At 38.7% G+C, this 24116-nt stretch carries 20 protein-coding genes and 3 pseudogenes; 9 read left to right on the top strand and 14 right to left on the bottom strand.

Annotated features, from left to right (window positions below; translation table 11 throughout):
• The first annotated feature begins 18 nt into the window (after positions 1–18).
• A complete protein-coding gene (locus L1999_RS09965) occupies positions 19–1410 on the top strand; it encodes an NAD-dependent succinate-semialdehyde dehydrogenase (protein ID WP_235743393.1) in 1392 nt (463 codons plus the stop codon).
• A gap of 185 nt (positions 1411–1595) precedes the next feature.
• Positions 1596–1904, top strand: a complete 309-nt coding sequence (locus L1999_RS09960; protein WP_215040964.1) for a DUF3870 domain-containing protein — start codon at positions 1596–1598, stop codon at positions 1902–1904.
• Positions 1905–1947: 43 nt separating this feature from the next.
• On the opposite strand, the gene L1999_RS09955 is transcribed toward L1999_RS09960, so the two are convergent.
• The 3 genes from L1999_RS09955 to L1999_RS29575 all read right to left on the bottom strand — a co-directional run bounded on the left by L1999_RS09955 (position 1948) and on the right by L1999_RS29575 (position 6510).
• Positions 1948–3159: an acyl-CoA dehydrogenase family protein gene (locus L1999_RS09955; protein ID WP_235743392.1), complete on the bottom strand. Its 1212-nt coding sequence runs from the start codon at positions 3157–3159 to the stop codon at positions 1948–1950.
• Positions 3160–3179: 20 nt separating this feature from the next.
• Complete coding sequence (locus L1999_RS09950) at positions 3180–4367, bottom strand: CaiB/BaiF CoA transferase family protein (protein ID WP_235743391.1); 1188 nt, start codon at positions 4365–4367, stop codon at positions 3180–3182.
• A 298-nt stretch (positions 4368–4665) separates the two neighbouring features.
• Positions 4666–6510: a sigma-54 interaction domain-containing protein gene (locus L1999_RS29575; protein ID WP_275677509.1), complete on the bottom strand. Its 1845-nt coding sequence runs from the start codon at positions 6508–6510 to the stop codon at positions 4666–4668.
• Between the two features lie 306 nt (positions 6511–6816).
• On the opposite strand from L1999_RS29575, the gene L1999_RS09935 reads away from it, so the two are divergent.
• From L1999_RS09935 to L1999_RS09915, 5 genes are all read left to right on the top strand, one after another.
• Positions 6817–7803, top strand: a complete 987-nt coding sequence (locus L1999_RS09935) for a heme-dependent oxidative N-demethylase family protein (RefSeq protein ID WP_235743390.1) — start codon at positions 6817–6819, stop codon at positions 7801–7803.
• Positions 7804–7828: 25 nt separating this feature from the next.
• Positions 7829–8347, top strand: a complete 519-nt coding sequence (locus L1999_RS09930; RefSeq protein WP_235743389.1) for a dimethylamine monooxygenase subunit DmmA family protein — start codon at positions 7829–7831, stop codon at positions 8345–8347.
• A 56-nt stretch (positions 8348–8403) separates the two neighbouring features.
• Positions 8404–9378 carry a PDR/VanB family oxidoreductase gene (locus L1999_RS09925; RefSeq protein WP_235743388.1) on the top strand — a complete coding sequence of 325 codons (975 nt, stop codon included), beginning with the start codon at positions 8404–8406 and terminating at the stop codon, positions 9376–9378.
• 62 nt (positions 9379–9440) lie between these two features.
• Complete coding sequence (locus tag L1999_RS09920) at positions 9441–10937, top strand: aldehyde dehydrogenase family protein (RefSeq protein ID WP_235743387.1); 1497 nt, start codon at positions 9441–9443, stop codon at positions 10935–10937.
• Positions 10938–11038: 101 nt separating this feature from the next.
• Positions 11039–12574, top strand: coding sequence for an APC family permease (locus tag L1999_RS09915; RefSeq protein ID WP_235743386.1), 1536 nt, complete (start codon positions 11039–11041; stop codon positions 12572–12574).
• 138 nt (positions 12575–12712) lie between these two features.
• Here L1999_RS09915 and L1999_RS09910 read toward each other — a convergent pair.
• The 8 genes and pseudogenes from L1999_RS09910 to L1999_RS09875 all read right to left on the bottom strand — a co-directional run.
• Positions 12713–12928 (bottom strand): annotated as a pseudogene (locus L1999_RS09910) (DNA replication protein DnaD); the annotation flags it as partial.
• Positions 12929–13261: 333 nt separating this feature from the next.
• Positions 13262–13894 (bottom strand): malonate decarboxylase holo-ACP synthase, encoded by a 633-nt coding sequence (locus L1999_RS09905; protein WP_235743385.1) that lies wholly within the window; start codon positions 13892–13894, stop codon positions 13262–13264.
• Positions 13888–15561 carry a biotin-independent malonate decarboxylase subunit beta gene (gene mdcD, locus L1999_RS09900; RefSeq protein WP_235743384.1) on the bottom strand — a complete coding sequence of 558 codons (1674 nt, stop codon included), beginning with the start codon at positions 15559–15561 and terminating at the stop codon, positions 13888–13890. Before mdcD ends, L1999_RS09905 begins: the two co-directional genes overlap by 7 nt.
• Entirely contained in the window at positions 15551–15850 is a 300-nt protein-coding gene (locus L1999_RS09895; RefSeq protein WP_235743383.1) for a malonate decarboxylase subunit delta, read from the bottom strand. Before L1999_RS09895 ends, mdcD begins: the two co-directional genes overlap by 11 nt.
• A 26-nt stretch (positions 15851–15876) precedes the next feature.
• Positions 15877–16701, bottom strand: coding sequence for a triphosphoribosyl-dephospho-CoA synthase (locus L1999_RS09890; RefSeq protein ID WP_235744301.1), 825 nt, complete (start codon positions 16699–16701; stop codon positions 15877–15879).
• A gap of 1 nt (position 16702) precedes the next feature.
• The gene (mdcA, locus tag L1999_RS09885; protein ID WP_235743382.1) at positions 16703–18349 is read right to left on the bottom strand and encodes a malonate decarboxylase subunit alpha; all 1647 of its coding nucleotides are present in this window, start codon (positions 18347–18349) and stop codon (positions 16703–16705) included.
• Entirely contained in the window at positions 18346–19257 is a 912-nt protein-coding gene (locus L1999_RS09880; RefSeq protein ID WP_235743381.1) for an ACP S-malonyltransferase, read from the bottom strand. The genes mdcA and L1999_RS09880 overlap by 4 nt, the downstream gene beginning before the upstream one ends.
• A gap of 14 nt (positions 19258–19271) precedes the next feature.
• Positions 19272–19919, bottom strand: coding sequence for a GntR family transcriptional regulator (locus L1999_RS09875; protein ID WP_235743380.1), 648 nt, complete (start codon positions 19917–19919; stop codon positions 19272–19274).
• Positions 19920–20223: 304 nt separating this feature from the next.
• Between L1999_RS09875 and madL the strand changes: the two genes are divergently transcribed.
• Positions 20224–20640: a malonate transporter subunit MadL gene (madL, locus tag L1999_RS09870; RefSeq protein ID WP_235743379.1), complete on the top strand. Its 417-nt coding sequence runs from the start codon at positions 20224–20226 to the stop codon at positions 20638–20640.
• Between the two features lie 14 nt (positions 20641–20654).
• Entirely contained in the window at positions 20655–21419 is a 765-nt protein-coding gene (gene madM / locus L1999_RS09865) for a malonate transporter subunit MadM (RefSeq protein ID WP_235743378.1), read from the top strand.
• Positions 21420–21689: 270 nt separating this feature from the next.
• Here madM and L1999_RS29770 read toward each other — a convergent pair.
• From L1999_RS29770 to arr, 3 genes and pseudogenes are all read right to left on the bottom strand, one after another.
• Positions 21690–22631, bottom strand: a pseudogene (locus tag L1999_RS29770) (DUF3231 family protein); the annotation flags it as partial.
• Positions 22632–23144: 513 nt separating this feature from the next.
• Positions 23145–23246, bottom strand: a pseudogene (locus tag L1999_RS29560) (macrolide 2'-phosphotransferase); the annotation flags it as partial.
• 105 nt (positions 23247–23351) lie between these two features.
• Positions 23352–23765 (bottom strand): NAD(+)--rifampin ADP-ribosyltransferase, encoded by a 414-nt coding sequence (gene arr / locus L1999_RS29840; RefSeq protein WP_430540030.1) that lies wholly within the window; start codon positions 23763–23765, stop codon positions 23352–23354.
• Positions 23766–24116: the final 351 nt, after the last annotated feature.

The following is a 24116-nucleotide window of genomic DNA, read 5'->3' as shown; positions in this document are numbered from 1 at the left end:
AATGGGTGGTGTATATAAATGACAAATCTATTACAAGTGAAGAATCCGGCAACAGGTCAAGTTATTAAAGAAATCCGGATTAATACAGAAGAAGAAATCAAGCTAGCACTAAAAGCCGGGCATGACAGCTTTAAAAAATGGGCAAAGGTTAATGCCCATGAGCGTGCCCGATTATTAAGAAACTGGTCACAAATCATTCAAGAGCATAAAGCGGAAATCGCTGAAATCATGACATTGGAAAATGGCAAGCCGTTAAGCGAATCACTCGGTGAAGTAGATTATGCTGCAAGCTATATTGATTGGTATGCAGAAGAAGCAAAACGCATCTACGGAAGAACGGTCCCTGCGTCTTCTGAAACAAAAAGAATCGTTGTTACAAAACAGCCGATTGGTTTAGTGGCTGCAATTACGCCGTGGAATTTCCCGGCGGCGATGATGACAAGAAAAGCAGCACCTGCTTTGGCTGCGGGCTGCCCATTTATTGTAAAACCGGCAGTCGAAACACCTTTAACAACAATCAGATTAATTGAACTTGCCTACGAAGCAGGAATTCCTACTGATGTCATCCAATATGTAAATGGTTCTGGCTCGATGGTTGGGGATCTTTTTACAAACAGTGAATACGTCCGTAAAATTACGTTTACTGGGTCTACTCCTGTCGGAAAACAGTTAATCAAAAACAGTGCTAATACAGTGAAACATGTGACAATGGAATTGGGCGGGCACGCTCCGCTTATCGTTGCCGAAGATGCGGACCTGGATCTTGCTGTCCAGCAAACGCTCCTCACTAAGTTTCGGAATGCCGGACAAACATGCGTATGTGCAAACCGGATCATTGTCCATGAAACAATTGTTGAGGCTTTCTCTGCCAAATTAGCTGAAGCAACAAAAAAATTAAAAGTTGGCAATGGACTTGATATAGATACACAGGTAGGACCGATTATTAACGAAAAAGGCTTCAACAAAATCGTTAGCCAAATTAATGATGCGATTGAAAAAGGGGCAATGGTCCTGGCTGGAAATCAATTCAACGCTGATAAGGAACAAGGTTACTTCTTCGTCTCCCCTACTGTCTTATCAAATGTTACGCTTGATATGAACATTATGCAGGAAGAAACGTTTGGTCCAGTAGCTCCGATTATTTCCTTTAAACATGTAGAGGAAGCAGTCGAAATCGCCAATAGTACACCATATGGTTTAGCTGCCTATTTCTTTACCAATAACTATAAAACCGGAACCTATTTAAGTGAAAGCCTGGACTTTGGTATTATCGGATGGAATGACGGGGCACCATCGGGAGCTCACATTCCATTCGGCGGAATGAAGGAGAGTGGAATAGGCCGTGAAGGCGGGCTCGAAGGAATTGAACCCTACTTGGAAACTAAATATTTATCGATAGGAAATCTTTAGAACCTCACAATAAAAAGAAATAATGCATTTTTTACTTGCCAAAAACATTTTTAGAAGAGTTTCTTTTTACATGAAATTCAAACAAGGCTATTACGATGTGTACTTATAAACAACGTAATAGCCTTGTTATTTCTATATTTTAATTATTTTAGTCTTGATTTATCATGCATTAAGGAGTGGGATGAGTGAATACAATTTTTATCGCCGGACATGCCAAGCTGCCAACAGGTATGGCTGCCAAAAATGTTTTCGAAACGTTAACTATTACTGCAGAAATCGATAAACATTATGGGGTAATTGTAGATGCTTCTTGTACATTGGCTACTGAACATGGCAGGGATTTTATCAATAGGCTCCTCAAAGGTCATAGCTTACGGAATGGAATCGAACTTCCTCTTGATCAGTTAAAAACAGGCTATTTAGGAAAAGCAAATCATGCCCTGATAGCTGCCTTAAAGGACTTATATAAACAATATGAATCACTTACTAAATAAATCATAGTTTCGAAGTAAGGGCTCCAATAAAGGAGCCCTACTTTTAACTGTTCTTTACAGTTTCCTTTTCAAATGGCCAGGCTGGCAGCCCCCTGTTTAATTCTTTATCCTCCCGGTAACCAAGTACATATTCTGCCTGCATAATAGTATGAATTTCCCTTGTTCCTTCATATATAACGGGTGCTTTTGAGTTTCTTAAGAATCGTTCAACAGGGTATTCACTACAATAGCCGTATGCCCCATGAATTTGTACCGCATCGTCGGCCGCTTTATTGGCAAAATCACATGCCTGCCATTTTGCAAGTGAGGTTTCCCTTGTATTCCGCTTCCCTTGATTTTTTAGCTCGCCTGCACGATAAACCAATAAACGGCTCATTTGCAATCCCGCCTCCATGTTGGCAATCATTTGCTGAACCAGCTGGTGTTTTCCAATTTCTTTACCAAATGTTTTTCGTTCATGACAATACTTTACACTTTCCTCTAAGCTTGCCATAATCAGACCAACAGCCCCTGCAGCAACCGTAAAGCGGCCATTATCAAGTGCGGCCATGGCAATTTTGAACCCTTCCCCCTCTTTGCCTAGTAAATTTTCCTTTGGAACTCTTACCTGGTCAAAGAACAATTCACCTGTATTGCCAGAACGGATTCCTAATTTCCCTTTTATTGCTTTAGAAGAAAAGCCAAGCATGGTTCGCTCAACGATAAATGCGGAAATCCCGTGATGTTTTTTGTCTTTATCTGTATAAGCAAATACGATAAAATGATCGGCAATATCACATAAGGATATCCATGTTTTTGACCCATTTAGAATATAATCATCGCCATCCCTAATGGCTGTTGTTGAGAGCGATGCCACGTCTGAACCAGCCCCTGGTTCTGTTAATCCAAAGGCAGCGATTTTTTCGCCTTTGGCCTGTGGAACGAGATATTTTTGCTTTTGTTCCTCAGTTCCCCACTGCAATAGAGTTAGACTATTTAATCCGATATGAACGGAGACGGCCGTACGAAAGGCTGTGTCGCCTCTTTCCAGTTCTTCACAAACAATGGCAAGGGAATTATAATCCATACCGCTGCCGCCATATTGTTCAGGGATACAAACCCCCATCAGATCTAATTCACTTAAACGCTTCCAAATAATAGGATCAAAGTGTCCTTGTTCATCCCATTGTTTCATATTGGGAATTATTTCCTTATCGACAAAACTTCTCACCATTTTTCTTAACATCTCGTGCTCTTCTGTGAAATCAAAATTCATAGCTAATACCTCCTGGTTTTTTAAATGATTTTATTTTCTTTTAATTGTGTTATCTCCTCTAAAGAGAATCCAGCTTGTTGAAGAACCTCACTGTTATGTTCCCCTGCCATCGGAGGGTGTCGTTCTATTTTCACCTTTGTTCTTGATAATTTAATAGGGGAACCGACAAGTTTTACTAACCCTGCTTCCGGATGTTCGACTTGAACGACCATGTCACGAGCGGTAACCTGCGGATGTTCAAACACTTGATCCATTGAATGAATCGGACCACATGGGATATTTTTTTTCGATAATAGCTCTATCCACTCTTCAACAGATTTCACTTGCAGCAGATTTTCCAAAATTCTTGTCAGTTCTTCTTTATTTTTAACTCTAGCCTCATTTGTACGAAATTTTTCATCCTCCCCTAGCTCCCTATATCCCACCACTTCACATAAGGTGGTAAACTGCCGATTATTCCCTACAGCAATAATGAATTCACCGTCTAATGCCTGAAATTTTGAATATGGGACAATATTAGGGTGATCATTTCCAATTCTTCGTGGAACATTTCCTGAAATCAGATAATTGCTGGCAACATTAGCAAGCGAGCTAACGGCCGTATCCATCAGTGACATGTCAATTTTTTGACCCTCGCCGGACTTTTCTCTTTCATACAACGCTGCTTCAATGGAAATGGCAGAATACAAACCTGTCAAAATATCAACCATTGCCACACCTATTTTTATAGGACCGCTTTCCTCACTCCCGGTTATACTCATCAATCCGCTCATACCTTGGATAATATAGTCATATCCGGGTAAATGATGGAACGGTCCCGTTTCCCCGAATCCAGTGATGGAACAATATACTAACTGCGGGTTTATATTTTTCAAAGAGTTATAGTCTAGCTGCCATGTTTCCATAGAACCTGTTTTGAAATTGTGTATAAGAACATCTGCATCGATAGCCAGTTTCCGAATAATTTCCCTTCCTTCTTCTGTTTTCAGATTGACAGTAATGCTGCGCTTATTTCGATTGGCACATAAATAATAGGCACTCACACCATTTTGAAACGGAGGCCCCCAGCTTCTCGTTTCATCGCTTCCCCCAGGGCCTTCTACTTTGATGACATCTGCACCGAGGTCTGCTAAAATCATCGTACAATGAGGACCAGCCAGCACCCTTGTTAAATCTAATACTTTTATACCTTCTAATGCTCCTCCCATACTGCCTCCTCCACTTATTAAAAATTTATTTATTAAAAACATAAAAAGCCAGCCCAAATACACACAATTGTGTTTTGGACTGGCTTATGCTCCATTTTAACCAACCTGCAAAGGCCGGGAGTGGAAACTTATCAGTCAATAGTATAAATGTTTACTTGTTTTCTTCACTGCCTTCAGCTGTTTAAGCGGATAGGATGAAGCTCATTGTCATTTTACAACAATATTCAGAATAGTTCAAGTATTTTTCATTATCACTTTTGGTGACTGTTTTTGATGCAAAAAGGATTCAAGGATTATTTTACATATTCTCTATTTTCTTTAACTCGGTTTCGATATACGATCTGCTATGGTCAAACCCAATAATGGCCAAAACGTTACCGTTATGATCCGTTAAGGGCGCAAAACTTGTTTTCCATTCTCCATAAATATCCTCATATAAAGAAGATACTCCTGCTTTCCCTTCCATTGCCTCTAATGCTACTTCCATCATTTCAGGAGGTCCCTCATAAATATGTCCAGGTGGAATCACGAAATCTTCACTGGCTACAATCGTCAGCATTTTATTATTATCTAAAACTTTAAAAATATATACCCACTCAATGATTCCTTCTTGTTCACGTATTTTCGTTAATTTTTTCTGAACATTTATATAGGTCTGGTTGGATGGCTGGATACTAGGTTTCACTAATTCAAAAACTTCTTCTGGAAGAATAACAGTAGAGGTAACAATCGCCATGGATCGTAATTGTTTATTTAAATGTTCTTCCAGTATTTTTCTTTTATTTTGAGGAGAAAGAGTTTTGTGTTGCAATTTCTCACGAATTTTTTTATATTTTCTACTCATTGTAGGTTGACTAACATCCAGTACTTTTGCTGCAAGCTTAACAGATTTATATTTATCGATGGCCATTTTAATCAATTGTTCTTCAATCAAATCAACTGCTTCTTGCAGTGGCATAATGTGATGAATCATAGGAGGTTCCTTTACAGAAGCCTTTTTAGGAATGTATTTGTAAACTAAGCTTGAGTCCACGTCGATTTCTTTACTCGTCACAACGATTCGTTCAATTGTATTCTCTAATTGCCGAACATTTCCCGGCCAATCGTAAATACATAATAAATCAATCGCATCTGGTAAAATATTGATGTTTCGATGGTATAACGTTTTATATTTTCCTAGGAAGTGATAAATTAAGTAAGGAATCTCTTCTGTTCTTTCCCTTAATGAAGGGATTTCAATTGGTACTACATTTAAACGATAATATAAGTCTTCTCTAAATCGTCCCTCTTTGACCATTTTTTCTAATGATTGATTCGTTGCAGCTATTATTTGGACATCAATATGAATCGGTTTTGAACTTCCTAATGGCGTGACTTCCTTTTCCTGTAAAACCCTCAGTAGTTTTACTTGTAAGTACAGTGGTAATTCTGCGATTTCATCAAGGAAAATAATCCCTTCATTTGCTAATTCAAATTTTCCGGGAGCCCCATTTTTGTTTGCACCACTAAATGCCCCGCCGACATAACCGAATAATTCACTTTCTAATAAATTTTCCGGAATGGCACCACAGTTCACTGCAATAAATGGTTTAGACTCTCTATTTCCTAATTGATGAATGGTTTTAGCAATCATTTCTTTTCCTACACCTGATTCCCCTAATAAAAGAACTGTTGTTGAAACTTTTGACACCATTTCGATTGTGTGAAATACATCTTTCATTTTCTGACTATGGACAACCATGGAAGGCGTGTGTTTTATCTCTGGCTCATCGGTTATTTCATTAGAATCCATTAGAAGATCGGAGATACTTTTTAATCCCCATATCATTAACTCTTCACTAGTACCATTTGATTGGAACACGGTTATTAGAATCGTACTGCCGTTCCAAGCCTTTAATTGAAGAGAATGTGCCTCTTTATTTAACAGTTGAAAAATAGAATCACCAAAGAATGAAATCTCCTCTAATTCAGTAAATGTTCTTCCTATCAGTGAGGGAGAGTTTGTGGACCAAAAATTTTTCAGTTTCCCACTACGAAATAAAATCGTTCCCTTTTCATTCGTTACAATCATCTCATCATAAATAGATAGAAAACTAGATTGATAAGCTTGTAATAGTTGATCATTTGTCAAAGTCATAGACATCACACATTTAACCCTTCATCTAATATACTTTTAAATTTAAAGAGTATTCAAAATATATTATTTCATATTTGAATAATGAATTCAATTTTGAATTTTAATAAAGGTTGAAAGATTAAATTGTGGCTATTTTATGAATGTTTTCTATTTGGCATAAAACTTGCTAATAGTTATAACAAAGGTTTAGAAAAGAGAAGGTCTATAGAACTGACACTATATAGTTCAAGTGCAGCAAGTAAAATGGATCTTTTTCCAACGATTCAATCTGAAAATGAGATGATTATTCAAAAATTAAAGGAGGAATTTATCATGTACAAATCTACTAATCTGGATCTTTTTCCGTATCCTTTTCGTTACATTAAAGAAGGTACCAACTATCGGTATTCAAATGACTTAAAAAAACTTGAAAAGAATGAACAAAATTGTGTAGTGATAACACCAGAATATGAAAAACAAATAAAACGGAAAAGGGAATTACTTAAGGAACAACCTGAAGTAAGATTCCAATCCTATCCACATACAATGGAAATGCAATGGGAAGTAGCAGAAATGCTGATTAATATGGCGGTTGAACGCTACCCGGTGCATTTCCAAGTAGAAAAGAACGGAAATCACTGGACTTTTCATAATTCCATCTTAAATGAAACGGAATCTTTTATATTTGGTGATGCATCCAGCATCGAGCTTGAGCCACTTGATTTAATTGGCCGTCATTTCGCCACTGACTTTGTATTAATGGTTCTTCGGGATGACAATCTTTATTTGGAAGTTGCTCAAGAATCCTATGCAGCATTATTCTCCCCTCACTGGAATAAAGGGATGTCCTTTGATGAAATTCATGGTCCTGTCCCATTTGTGTCACGCACAGGTGTACCGCTGGCCGAAAGAGTTCGTAATTTCTTAATACGCAATGTTTTACCAGGTGAGCCATGGACCCGAATCAATTGGAATTTGATGGCAAACCGCTGGGATGTAAACTATGAAACATTTGATACATGGGGACCAACACGCTCCCTAGTTACCCCAGAAAATGCCGGTGAACTAGTAAGACTTCGGGTAGAAGAGCAATTTTTCTATCGTATGCCAAGGAGTAATGCGATTTTATTCGTATTAAATACTCAATTCCTGCCAATGGAGGATTTGGCATTAAGACCCGAATGGCTGGAGCAAACATACTCTATTCTCTCAGATATTCCTAAACCAATGGCTGATTATAAAGGATTTACCCCGTTTATCGAACCTACAGTAGAATATTTGAAAAACTTGATTGAAAAAGTAAAAATACACACTAACTAGGAAGCAATGATTGGAGGTATATAATGTGGTATACAACAGCCCGGTATTATTCGATCAATCAGAAACAATTGTAGAAAAATTCACGGTAAGACATGATAGGAGAAAATTGCTGATTATTTCTGCAGAACAAAAAGAAGCAGGCACAATCCAACAATTTACCAATGAACTAAATGGCCTAAAAGAATATGAACTTATTGAAATCACTGATAAATTAAAATTAAAGAATATTAGCGAAGTATTAGATTCTCAAAAGATGGGGACACAGCTTTACATTTCAGCTAAATGGGATGATGCGGTTTCTATTTTTTCAGCAGCAATTGAGGCTGGCTTTTCGGAGGATGAGATTCAAACATTTATTTCTGGCGAGAAGAGACGATATGTTTATTGTTTAAAATGCTATCATCTACAAGAAGTTCAGGCCAAGGAAACAGATACGACTTGTTATCATTGCCAAATCAGTTTAGAAATAGGTCCCTTTTTCTCAAGAGAGCGGAAAGGTTATATTGGATATCCTTATAATCCTGCTTTCGTAACATCAAATTAATAGTCACTTGAGAAGTAAGAAATAGAATTATAGTTATAACGATAGGAGTAATGTGTATGAGAGCATTCGGAAAGATTAAAGTTTCCGTTGGAAAAATAGTACAGGAAACAAAAACGGTAAAGCGCTTCCACTTGTATCCGGTTGATCTAGAATTACTGCCTGCATTTACTGGTGGTTCCCATATCGCTACTTATCTAGAAAGTCGTAATGGCATTATTGAAAGGAATTACTCACTGGTTAGTCATCCAACTGACCGTACTCAGTATGCGATTGCCATTCGTAAGGATGATCATTCAAAAGGTGGGTCTGTTTACTGGCATGATGAAATCAAAGTGGGCGATCAATTAGATATCAGTTGGCCTAAAAATCATTTCCCACTGGCTTTCAAAGCAGCTAAACACCACGTGTTTTATGCAGCTGGAATCGGTATTACACCATTTATAACCATGATGGAAGATTTAACAGCTGAAGGTAAATCATTTGAATTACATTATGCTGCTAGAACAAAAGAAGATTGTGCCTTTTATGATTATTTGGCTGAAAAATATCCTGAAAAATGTCATTTCTATTTCTCAAGAATGGAAAACCCTGTTAAAATGGCACCTGCCACTATGGCTGAACATCGGATTGGCTCCCATGTGTATTTTTGTGGACCTGTTTCAATGGTAAAAGAATTTCAGGCAGCAGCGGAAATCTACGGTTACCCAAGTCATTCCATTCATTTTGAGTTATTTGCTGCGACTGATGAAGGCCCAAAAAATCCTTTTATTGTAAAGTTAGCTAATAGCGATAAGAAGGTGGAAGTTTCAAAGGAAGAAACCTTATTAGAGGCACTATTAAAGGCTGGAGTAGAGGCTCCCTATTCTTGTAAAGTAGGCGGTTGCGGAAGCTGCGAAGTCCAGGTAGTTGAAGGGGACGTTGATCACCGGGATCACTTCTATAAAGATGAGGAAAGATGTACAAAGAAAGTTATTTTAACTTGTTGCTCAAGAGCAAGAGAATCTGAAAAAGAGCTCATTTTAATCCTATAATAAAACCTTTCTTTATTAATAGATTTATATAATAAACATCCACTATTTAGGAGGCAATTCTTATGACAATTACCACTCAATTATTAGAACTAAAAATGTATATTAATGGTGAATGGAAACTTTCTAGTAATCCAGATACCAATAAGGTAATTAATCCGGCGAATGGTGAATTAATTGCTATTGCTCCTAGAGCAACAGTTGAAGAAACCAAAGAAGCCATTAAAGCGGCAAAAGAAACGTTTGAAAGCGGTGTTTGGTCTAATCTAAGTGCACAAGAGCGTGCGGATTACCTATTAAAAATTGCTGATAAAATTGATGAAAACCACGATGAACTAGTAGAACTTGAGGTAAAAGATAATGGGAAAATTAAAGCGGAAGCTGATATTGATATAAGTGATGCTGCCTCTTGTTTCCGCTATTATGCAGGCCTAATTAGAACCCCGGATGGACAAACATATCATGTTGCCGATCCAATGCAAGCGATGGTAGTACGTGAACCAGTAGGGGTTACAGGGTTAATTGTTCCTTGGAATTTCCCATTACTGATGAGCGTCTGGAAATTTGCTCCTGCTTTAGCGGCTGGAAATACGATTGTATATAAGCCAGCTGAAATCACTCCAGTAACTGCAACGAAATTAGTTGAAATTATTGAAGAAGTCGGTGTCCCGAAAGGTGTTGTCAATTTAGTATTAGGAAAAGGCTCTATAATTGGCGAGGTAATCGCAGCCAGCCATGATGTAGATATGGTTTCATTTACAGGTAGCACTGAGGTAGGAAGAAGTATTATGCGTAACGCTGCAGGCAATTTGAAAAAAATCTCCCTTGAATTAGGTGGAAAATCACCAAATATTATATTTGCCGATGCCGATTTTGAAGCCGCTGTTGATCATGCATTACTTGGTATTTTCTATGGCTCTGGTCAAGTATGTTCTGCAGGAAGCCGAATTATTGTTGAAGAAAGCATTTATGATCAATTTGTTGAGGAGTTCGTAAGACGCGCCAAAGATATTAAAGTTGGACCTGGATTAGAAGAAGATTCCGAAATGGGTGCCATTGTTAGTGAAGCACAGCTTAATACTATTCTAGATTACATCGAAATTGGTAAAAAAGAAGGTGCAACATTAGCCTGCGGTGGGAATCGTGTTACAGAAAATGGGTTAGATAAAGGATTCTTTGTTGAACCAACCGTATTCATTGATGTATCTTCAGAGATGAGGATCGTAAAGGAAGAAATCTTCGGACCTGTTGCCGTTATTCAAAAGTTCAAAGATGAAGAAGAAGCAATTAAACTGGCAAATGACACCATCTATGGTCTTGCCGGCGGCGTATTCACTTCAGATGGGGCAAAAGCGCTGCGTGTGATTAAACAAGTACGTGCTGGTATTACCTGGATTAACGCTTATGGACCAACTTACAATGAAGCGCCATGGCATGGATATAAACAAAGTGGCATTGGTTCAAGCCTTGGAACATTTGGATTAGAAGAATTTCAAGAAGTGAAACAAATTAACATTAATCTTGCTGTGGGGCCAACAGGCTGGTTTTCAAACAATAAATAACTTTCTAACTAAGTAATGGTTGTTTAATAGTAAAATAACTATATAGTTACACAGTAATGGCAAATAGGAATATAACTACTATTTTAAAGGAGGCTCAAATTATGCAAGAAAATCTGAACAGCAAAAATGGCGGCTCTGCTTCAGAACATCATGATAGTGATGCTGCTCATCTTGAATCGCTTGGATATAAATCTGAATTCCGTCGCGACATGAGTCCATGGGCAAACTTTTCACTTGGGTTCACTTATCTTTCTCCTGTAGTAGGTGTATACACACTATTTGCCTACGCACTTGCGGTAGGCGGACCACCAATGATCTGGAGTTTTGTTATCGTTGGACTTGGACAATTATTAGTCGCACTTAACTTTAGTGAGATTGTTGCGCAATACCCTGTTTCAGGGGGAGTTTATCCTTGGGCCCGAAGATTATGGGGGCGCAAGTGGGCTTGGATGACTGGCTGGGTTTACTTAATTGCTTTGCTTGTTACGATTGCCAGTGTTGTGTACGGAGCTGGACCTTTTCTAGGACAAATTTTAGGTTTTGAAGCGTCTGTTGACTCAACGATTATAAGTGCTTTAATCATTCTTATACTAGCAACTATCATTAATTTTCTTGGTACGAAAGTTCTTGCAACTGCAGCCATTATTGGTTTTGCTGCTGAGATAATTGGTGCGCTTGTAGTTGGTGGCTGGTTGCTATTAACAGAAAGACATCACGGTCTTGAAGTACTCTTTGATTCTTTTGGTGCTCAGGGTAGTGGTAGTTACTTTGTTGCTTTTGCAGCAGCTTCATTAATTGGAATTTTTCAATATTATGGGTTCGAAGCTTGTGGTGATGTAGCTGAAGAAGTACCGAATCCGGGTGTTCTTATCCCGAAGGCAATGCGTCGTACGATTTACATCGGTGGTGCTGCGGCAACCTTTGTTTGTATCTCTTTAATCCTTGCCGTTGCTGATATCCCAGCAGTTATCGCTGGTAAGGACGTTACGCCAGTAGATACCATACTAAACAATGCATTTGGCCCTATTGGAGCAAAAGTTGTATTGGGTATTGTAGTAATTTCTTTCCTATCTTGTGCAATGAGTTTACAGGCGGCAGCAAGCAGACTTGCTTATTCGTATGGACGTGATGATATGATCGTAGGAAGCCGATTATTAAAGAAGTTTTCCACTACTCGGCACATCCCACCATACGCCCTTCTTCTTGCGGCTTTTGCTCCTGCCATGATTGTGCTTGGATCAAAAGTGTCAACAGACGCGATCACAAAGATAGTCAGTTTTGCGGCTTTTGGCATTTATCTTGGATTCCAACTAGTTGTCCTGGCTGCACTTCGAGCTAGAATTAAAGGATGGAAGCCAAATGGCAGGTATCAATTAGGTAAGTGGGGACTGCCTATCAATATTGGTGCACTTGTTTACGGAATAATCGCTATGATTAACATGTGCTGGCCAAGAACGCCAGATGCACCGTGGTATGATAACTATATCGTGCTCATTTCAGGAGTGGTAGTTGTTGTTACTGGATTAGTGTATATGATGATTCATCGCAGCTATGGACATAGTAGTATGCCGTATAATGATGCGATTCCTAAAAAATATAGCTCTGAGCAAAACGAGCCAAAAGAAATATCTATGTAGGATGAATGAGTCTTCTAGTGGTTACTTAAGAAGAGAAATCGTGGATAACTATTTTTTATACTGAATTGAAAAAAGCAAAGGACGTTAACACTATATAGGATGAATCATTCCTCTTATATAGTGTTATCTTCCGAATTAATGCCGAGTAAATCGTTCCATTAACGATTGGACAGTCTCAATTGAATAACCCAGATCAAAAGCCATTTGCTTTTTCGTAATCTTATAGATTCCAATTTGAGTTGTATTTGGATTGGTCAAAAGGTATAAATAGAAGTATCTGTCTTCTGGCGTCATCTCCTCCAAAACAATCGGATTCTTCCAAAAATCGGTATACACCATTCTAAACCTTGCCATTCTCAACCACTGCCTTTCTTCTATTAAAATTCCTTCATATACGATATATAGATAAATGAGGTAAAAGGACATATGTTATTCATTAGAATTGTGAATTGTTTTTGACAACCCTTCATCATTCTTTTCTCTGCTAGGGCTTTATGGAAAAGTCCCTGTCATCAACACCTCTACAATATCGATATATGCGAAGTAAAGCGAACGACCATTTTTCGAATTTGAGGGCATTTCTTGGGGCTAAACGCAAAAAACGCCTTCAAATTCGAAATTTGAAGGCGTTTTTTGCAATTTCAGCCTGATTTGATAGATTTTTTCTATGAAGCCATTTAATCTCTATTATTTTACTCGTACTGTCCATGGATTTCTCACTAGCTGGGGACCAGAATTTGTGCGAAGAACCACCGTTTTCGTCCGTTGCTCAATAAATTCTCGTAATAAAAACGCACCGTTCCCCGTCTCCACTTGAATATCAATCCGAATACTTAATGTATCTAATGTTTGAAGCATTTTTTTTGCTTTGTTAAAATCAAATTCCTCCGGTGCATCTATCACCAGATCGAGATCACTTGTTACTTTCAAAGCTGGATATCCGGTTGTCATTTCAAAACCTGCACTTCCAGTAGGACCCCAGTGCCATTCCGACATGATTTCCATGACTAAATCCATAACAGCTATAACAGGCAGCTGTTTTCTTTCATCATTTAATCTTTTCCACATTCTCTGTTCTTTCAGCCAATAAGGAGAAAGGATGTTTTTAATACCATTTTGATGAAGGAATGCAGGTTCACGCTGATTACGATGATATCCACGAATTCCTACGGGGATACAATCCTGATTAGGCCTTTCCGCTCGGCGTACAACTACGAAAGGAGTACGTTCCAATGAGGGGCCTGCCCAATCATTCTCTTCATTCCATTTCAATAGAGATAAGTCTGATATTTCTATCAGATCATGTGGTCGAATTACCATTGTTCTGACAACCGCTCCCGAACCTTGATGGTTGCAGCACGTCCCCCAGCTAATGCTTCTTTTGTATTGAGCCGGAAACTTAAATCTGTTACAGTGCCTTTCGTGCTATTAATTGCTTCCACCAAAATTTGTTCAATTTCTTCAATATTTTCTTCTGTTGGTTGATCAGGATTAATAGTTGAAACCAGTTTATATAATGCACCTAATGTACGATAGCTGCGAACATCATATGCCATTGCAGGTACCTTTTTCGTCGCTTCCTCTAGCTCTGTAATGGAACGTTTTGTAACTCGGGCAGCAGAAGCTTTTGACATCGCTTGAATCGTAATTTTTTCATCGTCTAATGCAATAAGCCGATTCGACTGCAGCCCATGCGCCAAAAAGCCGCCTGAAATAGCGTTCCCTACAATCAGCCCAATAACAGGATGTCCTTTTTGCCGCGCTGTTGCATATGCGTCTGCACTTGCTGCCAACGCTAAGTTAATCCCAATCAATTCTTCCTTATATCCATAGGCTTGACTTGGAACATCAATAATAGCTACAATCGGGCGTTTCATCTCTTTGTTTTCATCTTGTTGAATAACATCCCGTACAACTTGAGCAACCGTCCATCCTTCCAACAGCCCTGCTTCGCCATTCCGTACACGAGGAAATTTATTAGTTGGATCTGGAACAATGGAAATATACCGGCACAATTGACCATTCTTTTCAATATCTGCAGCTAATACCGATGGGACGGAACTTGTCGGATGAACGATACCTGTTAGATTGGAGAACCATTTATATCCTCTGCTGTTTGAAGAAGCTGACTGCCCTTCTCTCGCCAGCGGAACAGCTTGTTGGACCGGCTGAAGCTGATTAAAATAGGCCGTATACTTTTCTGGTGTCCATTCTAAGGATAAATTGATGTCATTTAATAAGGTTAGATAGAAATCTACTTTTTCCGTTTTGGCTGGATTCGCTTTATGAGTTAAGGCTGAATCAAGGGTATGATTAATGACTTCCGTATCATCTTCCACCACTGCATCTATTAATCCTATTTTAAGCCGCTGTTTCGATCCTATTGTATTCCAAATTAAAGCTTGATCCTTTGAATCAAATTCCATTACACCCGCTTCTTGTTCAATCACTTCCGGTCCATTTAGTCCTAAACGTGCTTTATTAGTGGCAATTAAAGTGGTACATAATACGGCTGTAATGGACATTCCACCGAAAGCACCTACCCGGCCGGGAATAATTCCAACGACTGGAACATAGTTTCGCAGTGCCACAATTTGATTGGCAATTTCGGAAATAGAGAGCAAGCCATAATTGGCTTCCTGTAACCGGACACCACCCGTATCAAATATGATGATAGGATAAATGGTTTTACCTTGTTTATTTTCCTCAAGAACCAATTCAAGTGAGGCAGAGATTTTTGCTCCACTAACTTCACCGATACCTCCGCCTTGAAAAGCACCTTCCATCGAAATGATGAGAACATTTTTCGAGTTGATTTGACCAAGAGCTAAGATAATGCCATCATCACTCTGGGGGACGATTCCTTGGGGTTCTAAATGTGGGGATTCCAACCGATCTAATGGACCAAGCAGTTCCCGAAAGGTCCCTTTGTCAAGTAACGCTTTTGCCCGTTCACGTCCATTCAATTCTACGAAACTATTCAGCATGGTCAAGCACCTCCAACGCTTGGGTTAGCCTTAACGAAACCACACCTGGTGTAGCGCCAAAATCATGGATAGTTATTTTTGCAGTAATTGGATATCTATTAAAAAAACGGGTTAATACATTTTTCCATATTTCCCCAAATCCATTACTACCTGTTAGGATATAGACCTCTGTTTTGTTTCCTTGTATTGGTTCAAGGATAATTTCTAAATCCCCCGACCCCACGACACCTATATGTACTGCTTTCTCAATAGGTTGTGAAGTGGTATACTCAAATTGTAGTTTTTCCATTCCAGTCCACCTCCAAAATTTTCCTATTAACTTATTAAAAACAAAATGGCAGCCAATAAATCTGCACTTCCCCCTGGAGAGAGTCTTCTAGATTCACAGTATTCGGTTAAACAATTAAAAGTCTTTCTTCCTTTGATCGTTTCAAAACCATCCCACAACAAAAACTCTTTTGCCATTCGCTTAATTTCTACTAAATCTGACCAGCTTCCACGGTGCAAAATGCATGTATCATCTACTGAAGCCATGAGTGCAAGCAGTGATTCAATACGAGCTTCTTGCTCAGACTTGCCTGCCTTCCTTGCCCTAAGTAAAGCAGGTAATCCCGCGTCTCGAATCGTAGGAAAACCCTGTTGCGCTTCTTCTTTCGCGTTCATGATCCGGTATTTCTTCTTAACTGCTTGCCCATGCGTCTTGAGTAACGGCTCATATCGATCCTTGAAAGAGGCAATCTCGCCAGCAGTCTCCATGATTTTATATGGATTCTTTTCTTCCGGAAAGACAGCGCTTGCACTTGTCAATAATCCGATGGCCCAAATAGCTCCTTTATGTGTATTGACTCCCCCCGTAGCTAAAAGCATCTCCTTTTCTCCAAGACGTCCGATAAAAGCTATTCTCTCTCGCAGCTCTTGATTGACAGGGTGAAGGTAAGAAACGTTTGCTATATCTCTGAATGTTGTTTCTAATGATTGGGCAGATTGCAGCATGAGATCAATTGACATATCGGAATGGGAGCCACTATTACTTGTATCTACTAATCCTGGCTTTGGTGTTAGAAGGGCTTCATCTATTAATGCTTTTACCGCTTTTGATGCTAACTCCTTCCCCATGGCTACTTGATTAAGGGAGAGCATTTTAAGACCAGCTCCTGAACTTGGAAGTAGGCTCATACAAACCATCTGACCATTTCACTAAGTCGCTAATGGATTGTGCTGCAAGCAGTGAACGTTTTGCATGTACCCTTGAAATACCAAGATCCTCCGGATAAGCAACAATCCCTTTTTCACGTAATTTCTTTACGTCTTTTTCATTACTTTCCATTCCAAAAGGTGTAACCCCTGCAATGGCTGCCAGTGCTTTTTTCCGCTCATCAAGGCCTGCTGCTTTATAAAGGTAAGCAATCCCCTCTTCTGTTACGACATGTGTCACATCATCCCCATAAATCATAACAGGTGCGATGGCAAGTCCAGCTTCATTACGAACTTTAATGGCATCTAATTTTTCTACAAATACTGGCTTTTTATTTGCACCAAATGTTTCAACCATTTGAACAACTAATTTTTTGCCTTTTGAAAGTTCATGCGGATTTTCAATCATATCCAGCCAGGCTGGTGTTGAATGCCTGCGTCCACGCGGATCATGACCCATGTTTGGTGCCCCGCCAAAACCTGAGAGACGGCCTGCTGTAACTGTAGAAGAGTTCCCTTCCCGATCCATTTGAAGGGTGGAGCCAATAAACATATCAACAGCAAATTGTCCTGCGACTTGGGAAAGCGCACGGTTGGAACGCATGGAACCATCTTTTCCCACAAAAAATATATCCGGACGGGCCGCAATATATTTTTCCATTCCTACTTCACCGCCAAAGCTGTGTATACTTTCTACCCATCCACATTCAATTGCCGGAATCAACGTGGGATGAGGATTTAAGGTCCAGTGCTTTGCGATTTTCCCTTTTAAACCAAGCTGTTCACCGTATGTAGGTAATAACAGTTCAATAGCAGCGGTGTTAAATCCGATTCCATGATTGAGTGACTGTACTTGATGTTTTCCATAGATTCCTTTAATGGCCATCATTCCCGCCAGGATTTGTAATTCTGTAATATTTTGGGGATCGCGAGTAAAAAGTGCCTCTAACACATACGGTTTGTCTGCTTTCACAACCACATCTACCCATGAAGCCGGAATATCCACTCGTGGCAGTTCATCCACGATTTCATTCACCTGAACAATCACGATCCCATCTTTAAATGCAGCCGCCTCCACAATGGTTGGTGTTTCTTCTGTATTGTTCCCTGTATATAAGTTACCATCTTGATCTGCTTTGTCTGCAGCAACCAATGCGACATCTGGAATTAAATCAACAAATAGACGGCCAAATAATTCTAGGTAAGTATGAATATCTCCTAATTTCAAAGTGCCATCTTCAACCATTTGTGCAACCCGTAAACTTTGTGAACCACAATAGGAAAAATCAATCCGTTCAGCAATTCCTCTTTCAAAAATATCCAAATGTTCAGGTCTGGAAATACTTGACATAATCATATGCAAATCATGTACTTTTGATGGATTCACCTCTACTAGTTTTTGAGATAAAAAAGAAGCTTGTTTTTGGTTATCCCCTTCTAAAATGACCTTTGACCCTGGCTCGATAAGCGCTTCCATTACTTCAACAATTCGTGAGGTATCGATGAATTTTCCATCCATCAAGCTGTTTATTCTTTCTAATTTTTCTAATTTCCGATCACGTTTCTGTGTCCATGAGCGTGTTATTTTTTTCATTCCTCTTGCTCCCTCCATTTTTTTATTAGGTATTGCGTCGCTTCCAAACCAACCTCATCCACAACGATCTGACGAGTGGTTTCATGTGCCTGCTTAACAAGATTGGAGAGAACATGACCTGGAGGCATTTCAATAAAACAATCTGCTCCAGATTCCACACACACTTCTGTCATGTCATTCCAGCGAACAGGATAAGCAACATTTAGGGCCAGATCTTCCGAAATTTTATTCTTATCTCTTAACATTCGCCCAGTACGATTGGCCAGGTAAGGAATATTGGCATCATTTAGGGGTAATTTACTGATTAATTCCAGCAGCTCTCCTGAAAGTTCAGCCATCAATGGGGAATGAGAAGGGATTGGAACTTGCAATATGGTTGTCTTCTGAGCTCCAAATTGTTGTGCAAACTGAAAGGCTTTTTCAATTCCCTGCCACGAGCCTGAGACTGCAATTTGCTGTTCAGCATTAATATTGGAAAGATGAACAGGGAATTGTACCTGATATGCAAGGTCAACCGCTTTTTTAACTTCCCTTTCAGTCAGACCGCAAATAACTCCCATTCCAAAACCTTCGGGATAGGCTTCATCCATTCGTTTTGCTCGATGCCATACCAATTTGAGGGCATCTTCAAATGTAAGTACACCTGCTATAACAGCAGCAGCAAAAGCTCCAATAGAGTGGCCAGCAACAAATTGAGGATAGACATTTTTCTCGATTAATCGCTCGGCCACCGCTACACCTTTTAAAAAAAGCGCCAGTTGAATCCAGATGGTAGATTGAAATGCTTTTTCATCATCGAGTATAGGTACCCCGATGATCCTTTCCGCCTTTTGCACATAATCCGGAACATCCAGAAGCATTCCCGGTATTTGTGCTCCTTGTCCGGGAAATGTAAAAACAATTTTCAACTTTCCACCGCCTTTTATTGAGATAATTTTATTTTCATACTAGAAATAACATCTTGGTTATGAGAGTTTAAAAGCTTAGCAGCTTCAGCTATATTGCCCTTTGTTAAAAGGTCAATTAACATTTCGTGTTCGTTTACTGATTTTTCAATGTTTCCTTGACTCGCGAACGAAAGACTTTGGATCCTAAGCAGAGGCCAGCCCAAGCGGGAATACATCGTTTTAATAGTTTCACTTTTACTCATTTCAACAAGTTCCATATGAAAGGAGTGATTTAATTGGGTATACTGATGAACATCCGTAATATTCTTCATTTCTTTTAAAATAGCAGCCATTTTTTGAAGACATTCCTGATCGATTCCATTTCGCTGAATCCGTTCAATGGCCATCGTTTCAAGCATATTGCGTATTTCTAGAAGGTCATAAATTTCATTCTCCGTATAGTCCTTTACAACCGCACCTTTCCGCGGGATTCTCTCTACAAGTCCTTCAATTGACAGTAAATAAATGGCTTCCCTTACTGGAGCGCGACTTGTTCCATACTCCTCTGCATAAATATGTTCAACCAGTTTTTCCCCCGGTCCTAACTCTCCCTTTATGATTTGCTCGGTTATATGTTCGGCGATATGATTGGATAGAGCATTTTGAGCAAATTTAGATTTCATTAGTCATTCTCCTTCACTAAAAAAATTCGGTCGACTGTCGATTTAAAATAATTATAACTCGGTATTTTAAATGATTCAATATTTTTAGAAAATTATAAAAATAAATTGACACTTTGTCTCTTCTCGTTTTATTATGGATTCTAGGAATACAGTCGACTGTAGATTTTTATATTGCAAACGCTTACTAAGTCCGTAAGCATTCAATCTCCCATCTTAGACTAGACCCGCAATTGTTTGGTTTTTCTCTCCGCATTACGTGTTTTTCCCATTTGTCTAAAACAAAAAAATCAAAAGGAGATGTTTTATGGTCATTTATGGTGTTGCGTTATTATCCTTTGCCTATTTAGCAGGCCAAATCTTGGGTGATCTATTAGGAAAGCTAATTGGGGTTAAGGCGAACGTCGGTGGTGTAGGAATCTCCATTTTTCTGCTGCTCCTGCTTATTGAATACTTCACTAAGAAAGGGAAATTAAATATCCCATCACAGGAGGGCTTGAAATTCTGGGGAGCTATGTATATTCCCATTGTTGTCGCCATGGCTGCACAGCAAAACGTAATGGCAGCGGTCAAAGGAGGGCCCTTAGCCTTGCTTGCTGGGGTTATTACCGTGATCATTATGTTTTTACTAATTCCGCTTTTAGACAAAGTGGGAAAAAAGGAAGATCGTCATGATTTAGAGGAAGAACTAATAGAACCTAATTTGGAGTTAAAAGCAAAATAATAGGGGGGAAATAAATGCTTGAAGTGGTTTTTAATTCATTGATGAATAACGGTCTTATTACTGCCTTTGCGGTTATTGGAATTACGATGTATATTTCCCATTTTATTTCAAGCAGGTTTACCAAAGGCAGAGTACATGGTTCTGCTATTGCTATTTTAATCGGGTTAGTTCTTGCTTATTTCGGCGGGCTAAATACTGGCGGCGAAAAAGGTCTTGCTGATATTACCATGTTCTCAGGGATCGGCTTAATGGGTGGTGGCATGCTTCGTGATTTTGCCATTGTTGCCACTGTTTTCGGAGCAAGGTTTGAGGAATTAAAAAAAGTAGGATTAATTGGCCTGATTTCTCTCTTGGTCGGTACTGTCGTCCCTTTCATTGTCGGTGTTACCGTAGCTTTAGCCTTCGGTTACAATGATCCAGTCAGCTTAACCACCATTGGAGCAGGTGCCATTACGTATATTGTTGGACCTGTTACCGGGGCAGCGATTGGTGCAAATTCTACGGTAATGGCGCTTAGTATTGCAGCAGGGGTGATTAAATCCATTACCGTGATGCTTACGACACCGTATATGGCAAAGTTTGTGGGTCTTACCAATCCCAGAACCGCAGTTATTTTTGGCGGAGCCATGGGGACCGCCAGCGGTGTGGCCGGCGGACTAGCTGCAACAAATCCTAAATTGGTGCCTTATGGTGCGATGGGAGCTACGTTTCACACAGGAATTGGATGTCTGTTATGTCCATCCGTGTTATTCCTCGTAACTAAGTTCATATTTGGATAGCATTGTGTTTTCTTTTAACAATGACAAATCGCAAATTTCGTTGAACTTGCGGCAGTTTTAAAAATGGTTGATTACCTAATGATTGAAAATGTACAACCCTCCTATGACTAGGAGGGGATTTTTTTCTTAATATCTTAAAAACATTTTTGGAAATTTGTGTATTCTACGGTAAGGTGAAATCCTGTTTCTTCTTTAGGCCACAAATTCACTCCCTCCCTTTAAACGAATATGTGGTCTTTCTTTTTTATTAACTTAAAGTAATATCTCTAACTAGACTTCTCTATTTACTACTTGAGAAGGTTGTTCAAACCATTTTTCTTTTATTACTAAAAGTAAACCTAGTCCATAATACTTTTTCATATCGTCAGATATTTTGTCCAATTTAGAATGAATATCAGTTCTTAAGCTAGAAGTCATAGCCTGACTTACCATGGAAAAACAGAATATTCCCAGACAAGTATTCACAAAGAACAACATTAACTTATCGGAGAATGGAGACATCTCTACTTCGGAAATTTTATAGTCCCCCGATGCTGATATCGGAATATTTTCTTTATCAAGAACTTCTTGAAGAGCATCTAATACTTTTTGGATTCCAACTCTCCCTTTACTAAAATGGTGTTTTAACTCTTTTTCTTTCGCTAATTTATGAAAAGTGACAAATACCATTTTTGAAAACTGGGCTCTATGAACAATTCTGGATAGATTAGCAATTTCAGCAGTATTTAGAGGTCTTGATCCTCCAAAAAAACCATTGAGGTATAGCATGGAATCAGCAAATTCTACTTCACTATTTATCGCTACTTGTGGATGTCCCAAATATACTCCTTGTGATAACATTAGTTCTACCATTTCATTTTGAATTTTTACAGAAAATGCTATATTATTTTGAAAATGTTCTCGTACATCGTTTCTGCTGCAATCTGATATTGCAATTGGATATGTACTCATCGATAAGTGTGTTAAATCAAAACAAAAATACAAAATAAATGTATCGGAAAATACTTTGAGTGCGTCAACTCTTACGTCTTCATTGGTAAAACCAAGTGGAATAGTAAGATTCTCTTTGATAAAAATCTCTTTGATTTCATTAAGATTATTTTGAGATTGATTTAACAACTTTTCTATCACTTGTTTTATTTCGTTATTTTCTGTACTTGCATAAAAATATTCGCAAAACCTTAGTTCCATACCACTCTTTAAATGGGAAGACCAAAGGTCAGAACTTCATTTGAGGTTAATTCTATAAAAGGCATATCGTTCTCTGAATGACTCATCTTATCCACTCCTTTCTGATTAGTTTCTCCAACCCCTTAACTTAATATTAATGGTTAAAATGGCAATCAACGTGCATACTCATAGCCCATTCAGTACTGTTAAAAATAACTTTTCCAAAACAGAAGGAACGTAACAAAGTTGACTTCTTGGGTGTTGGTACAGCAACACGTTTCTATGACATAGAAGCCGAAATAACGATCTCAGACTAAGCAAAGAATAAAAAACGATGAAACCATGTTCATCATAAACCCTAGTTTCATCGTTTTTATTTCTAATACAACTGTCAAGCAGCATGATGGTACAAGAGGATTCTCCTTGTCTCAGGAGTAGAATATAGGAAGTAGTTATAAAGATGTTTTAAAACTAAATGCGACACGCACTCTACATGTACGGAGTGTATGTGTCAACTCATGGGGTGCTGGTGAAGGATACCTTGCAAACTCAGCAAATAGAAACTAGATACGCAGGAACTAGTTCAATAATATTTTCTTTTATCTTGGGCTGGTAATACCCGCCTACTTCTCTGTATGCAAGATTCAGATAGCTTAGAAATCTTATTTCGATTCCAAACATAAATTCAATGCTAAGTTGGTCATTAATCATTGTTATTCTATTTTCAAAAAGTCATTTGCATTTTAACATCTTGAAATATGTTCAGTTAATAATTTCGCCCTTGTTTTTAGCTAAATTTTCGTGCCATTCGCGTCGCTCTATAGTTGTCAATTTCGCCCATTCTGTTACTTCACCAATAATTCTTAAAGGTTCTTTTGAACGATAAGAACGTGTTAAGTTACCAGGAAATTTTTTGTCAGTAACATTTGGATCGTTTTCAAATTCACCTGTTGGTTCAATTATATAAACTCGTTCTCTTCCTTCTCCTTTTGCTAAAGCTGCTGCAAGTCCTGCGCCATTGACAATAGCAGTGAAATAAATGTGGTTCATTTTAAGTCCAGGTTTGTAATTTGAATCTCCACCTGCTGTTAGTAAATCACCAACCTTCAAATCTGCCTTTGTCCCATGGTAAAATGGTCCTACATCAGAAGATTCACCCTTAAATGAATTTGACAATTCATAATTTCTTTTTGCATTCTCAGTATCACACAACTCCTCATAACATTTGGCAATGTTTAAATATAACGTTGAGTATGCACTCTTCACATTATCATCATTTATTTTTAGAGCACACTTTAGAGATGTTTCCATCCATTTTAATTTGTCTGTAATACTCTTTTGTTGACGAGCTAAATGATAAGCAGCAATAAATCTTTCATAGTCGTCTGTTGCTTCGTGCCATGCTTTATGAAACACCTTGACTGCATCTTCAATATTTCCACTCTCCTCTAATCCCATCCCACTCATACAGAGTTTAATAACGACGTTATTTGGATCAAATTTTATATTCATCTAATTACCTCCAAA

This window comes from Neobacillus drentensis, from assembly GCF_021560175.1.
Classification (GTDB): Bacteria; Bacillota; Bacilli; order Bacillales; family Cytobacillaceae; genus Neobacillus; species Neobacillus drentensis_A.
This window is presented reverse-complemented; position numbering and strand designations above follow the sequence as displayed.

Excerpts from the sequence above, each read along its gene's own strand:
- L1999_RS09895 (WP_235743383.1), bottom strand. The coding sequence starts at position 15,850 with ATGGAAAAACTACAATTTGAGTATACCACTTCACAACCTATTGAGAAA.
- L1999_RS09935 (WP_235743390.1), top strand. The coding sequence starts at position 6,817 with ATGTACAAATCTACTAATCTGGATCTTTTTCCGTATCCTTTTCGTTAC.
- L1999_RS09950 (WP_235743391.1), bottom strand. The coding sequence starts at position 4,367 with ATGGGAGGAGCATTAGAAGGTATAAAAGTATTAGATTTAACAAGGGTG.
- L1999_RS09965 (WP_235743393.1), top strand. The coding sequence starts at position 19 with ATGACAAATCTATTACAAGTGAAGAATCCGGCAACAGGTCAAGTTATT.
- L1999_RS29575 (WP_275677509.1), bottom strand. The coding sequence starts at position 6,510 with ATGTCTATGACTTTGACAAATGATCAACTATTACAAGCTTATCAATCT.
- L1999_RS09915 (WP_235743386.1), top strand. The coding sequence starts at position 11,039 with ATGCAAGAAAATCTGAACAGCAAAAATGGCGGCTCTGCTTCAGAACAT.
- L1999_RS09955 (WP_235743392.1), bottom strand. The coding sequence starts at position 3,159 with ATGAATTTTGATTTCACAGAAGAGCACGAGATGTTAAGAAAAATGGTG.
- L1999_RS09875 (WP_235743380.1), bottom strand. The coding sequence starts at position 19,919 with ATGAAATCTAAATTTGCTCAAAATGCTCTATCCAATCATATCGCCGAA.
- L1999_RS09925 (WP_235743388.1), top strand. The coding sequence starts at position 8,404 with ATGAGAGCATTCGGAAAGATTAAAGTTTCCGTTGGAAAAATAGTACAG.
- L1999_RS09920 (WP_235743387.1), top strand. The coding sequence starts at position 9,441 with ATGACAATTACCACTCAATTATTAGAACTAAAAATGTATATTAATGGT.
- L1999_RS09905 (WP_235743385.1), bottom strand. The coding sequence starts at position 13,894 with ATGGTAATTCGACCACATGATCTGATAGAAATATCAGACTTATCTCTA.
- L1999_RS09890 (WP_235744301.1), bottom strand. The coding sequence starts at position 16,701 with ATGCTCTCCCTTAATCAAGTAGCCATGGGGAAGGAGTTAGCATCAAAA.
- madL (WP_235743379.1), top strand. The coding sequence starts at position 20,224 with ATGGTCATTTATGGTGTTGCGTTATTATCCTTTGCCTATTTAGCAGGC.
- mdcA (WP_235743382.1), bottom strand. The coding sequence starts at position 18,349 with ATGAAAAAAATAACACGCTCATGGACACAGAAACGTGATCGGAAATTA.
- madM (WP_235743378.1), top strand. The coding sequence starts at position 20,655 with ATGCTTGAAGTGGTTTTTAATTCATTGATGAATAACGGTCTTATTACT.
- mdcD (WP_235743384.1), bottom strand. The coding sequence starts at position 15,561 with ATGCTGAATAGTTTCGTAGAATTGAATGGACGTGAACGGGCAAAAGCG.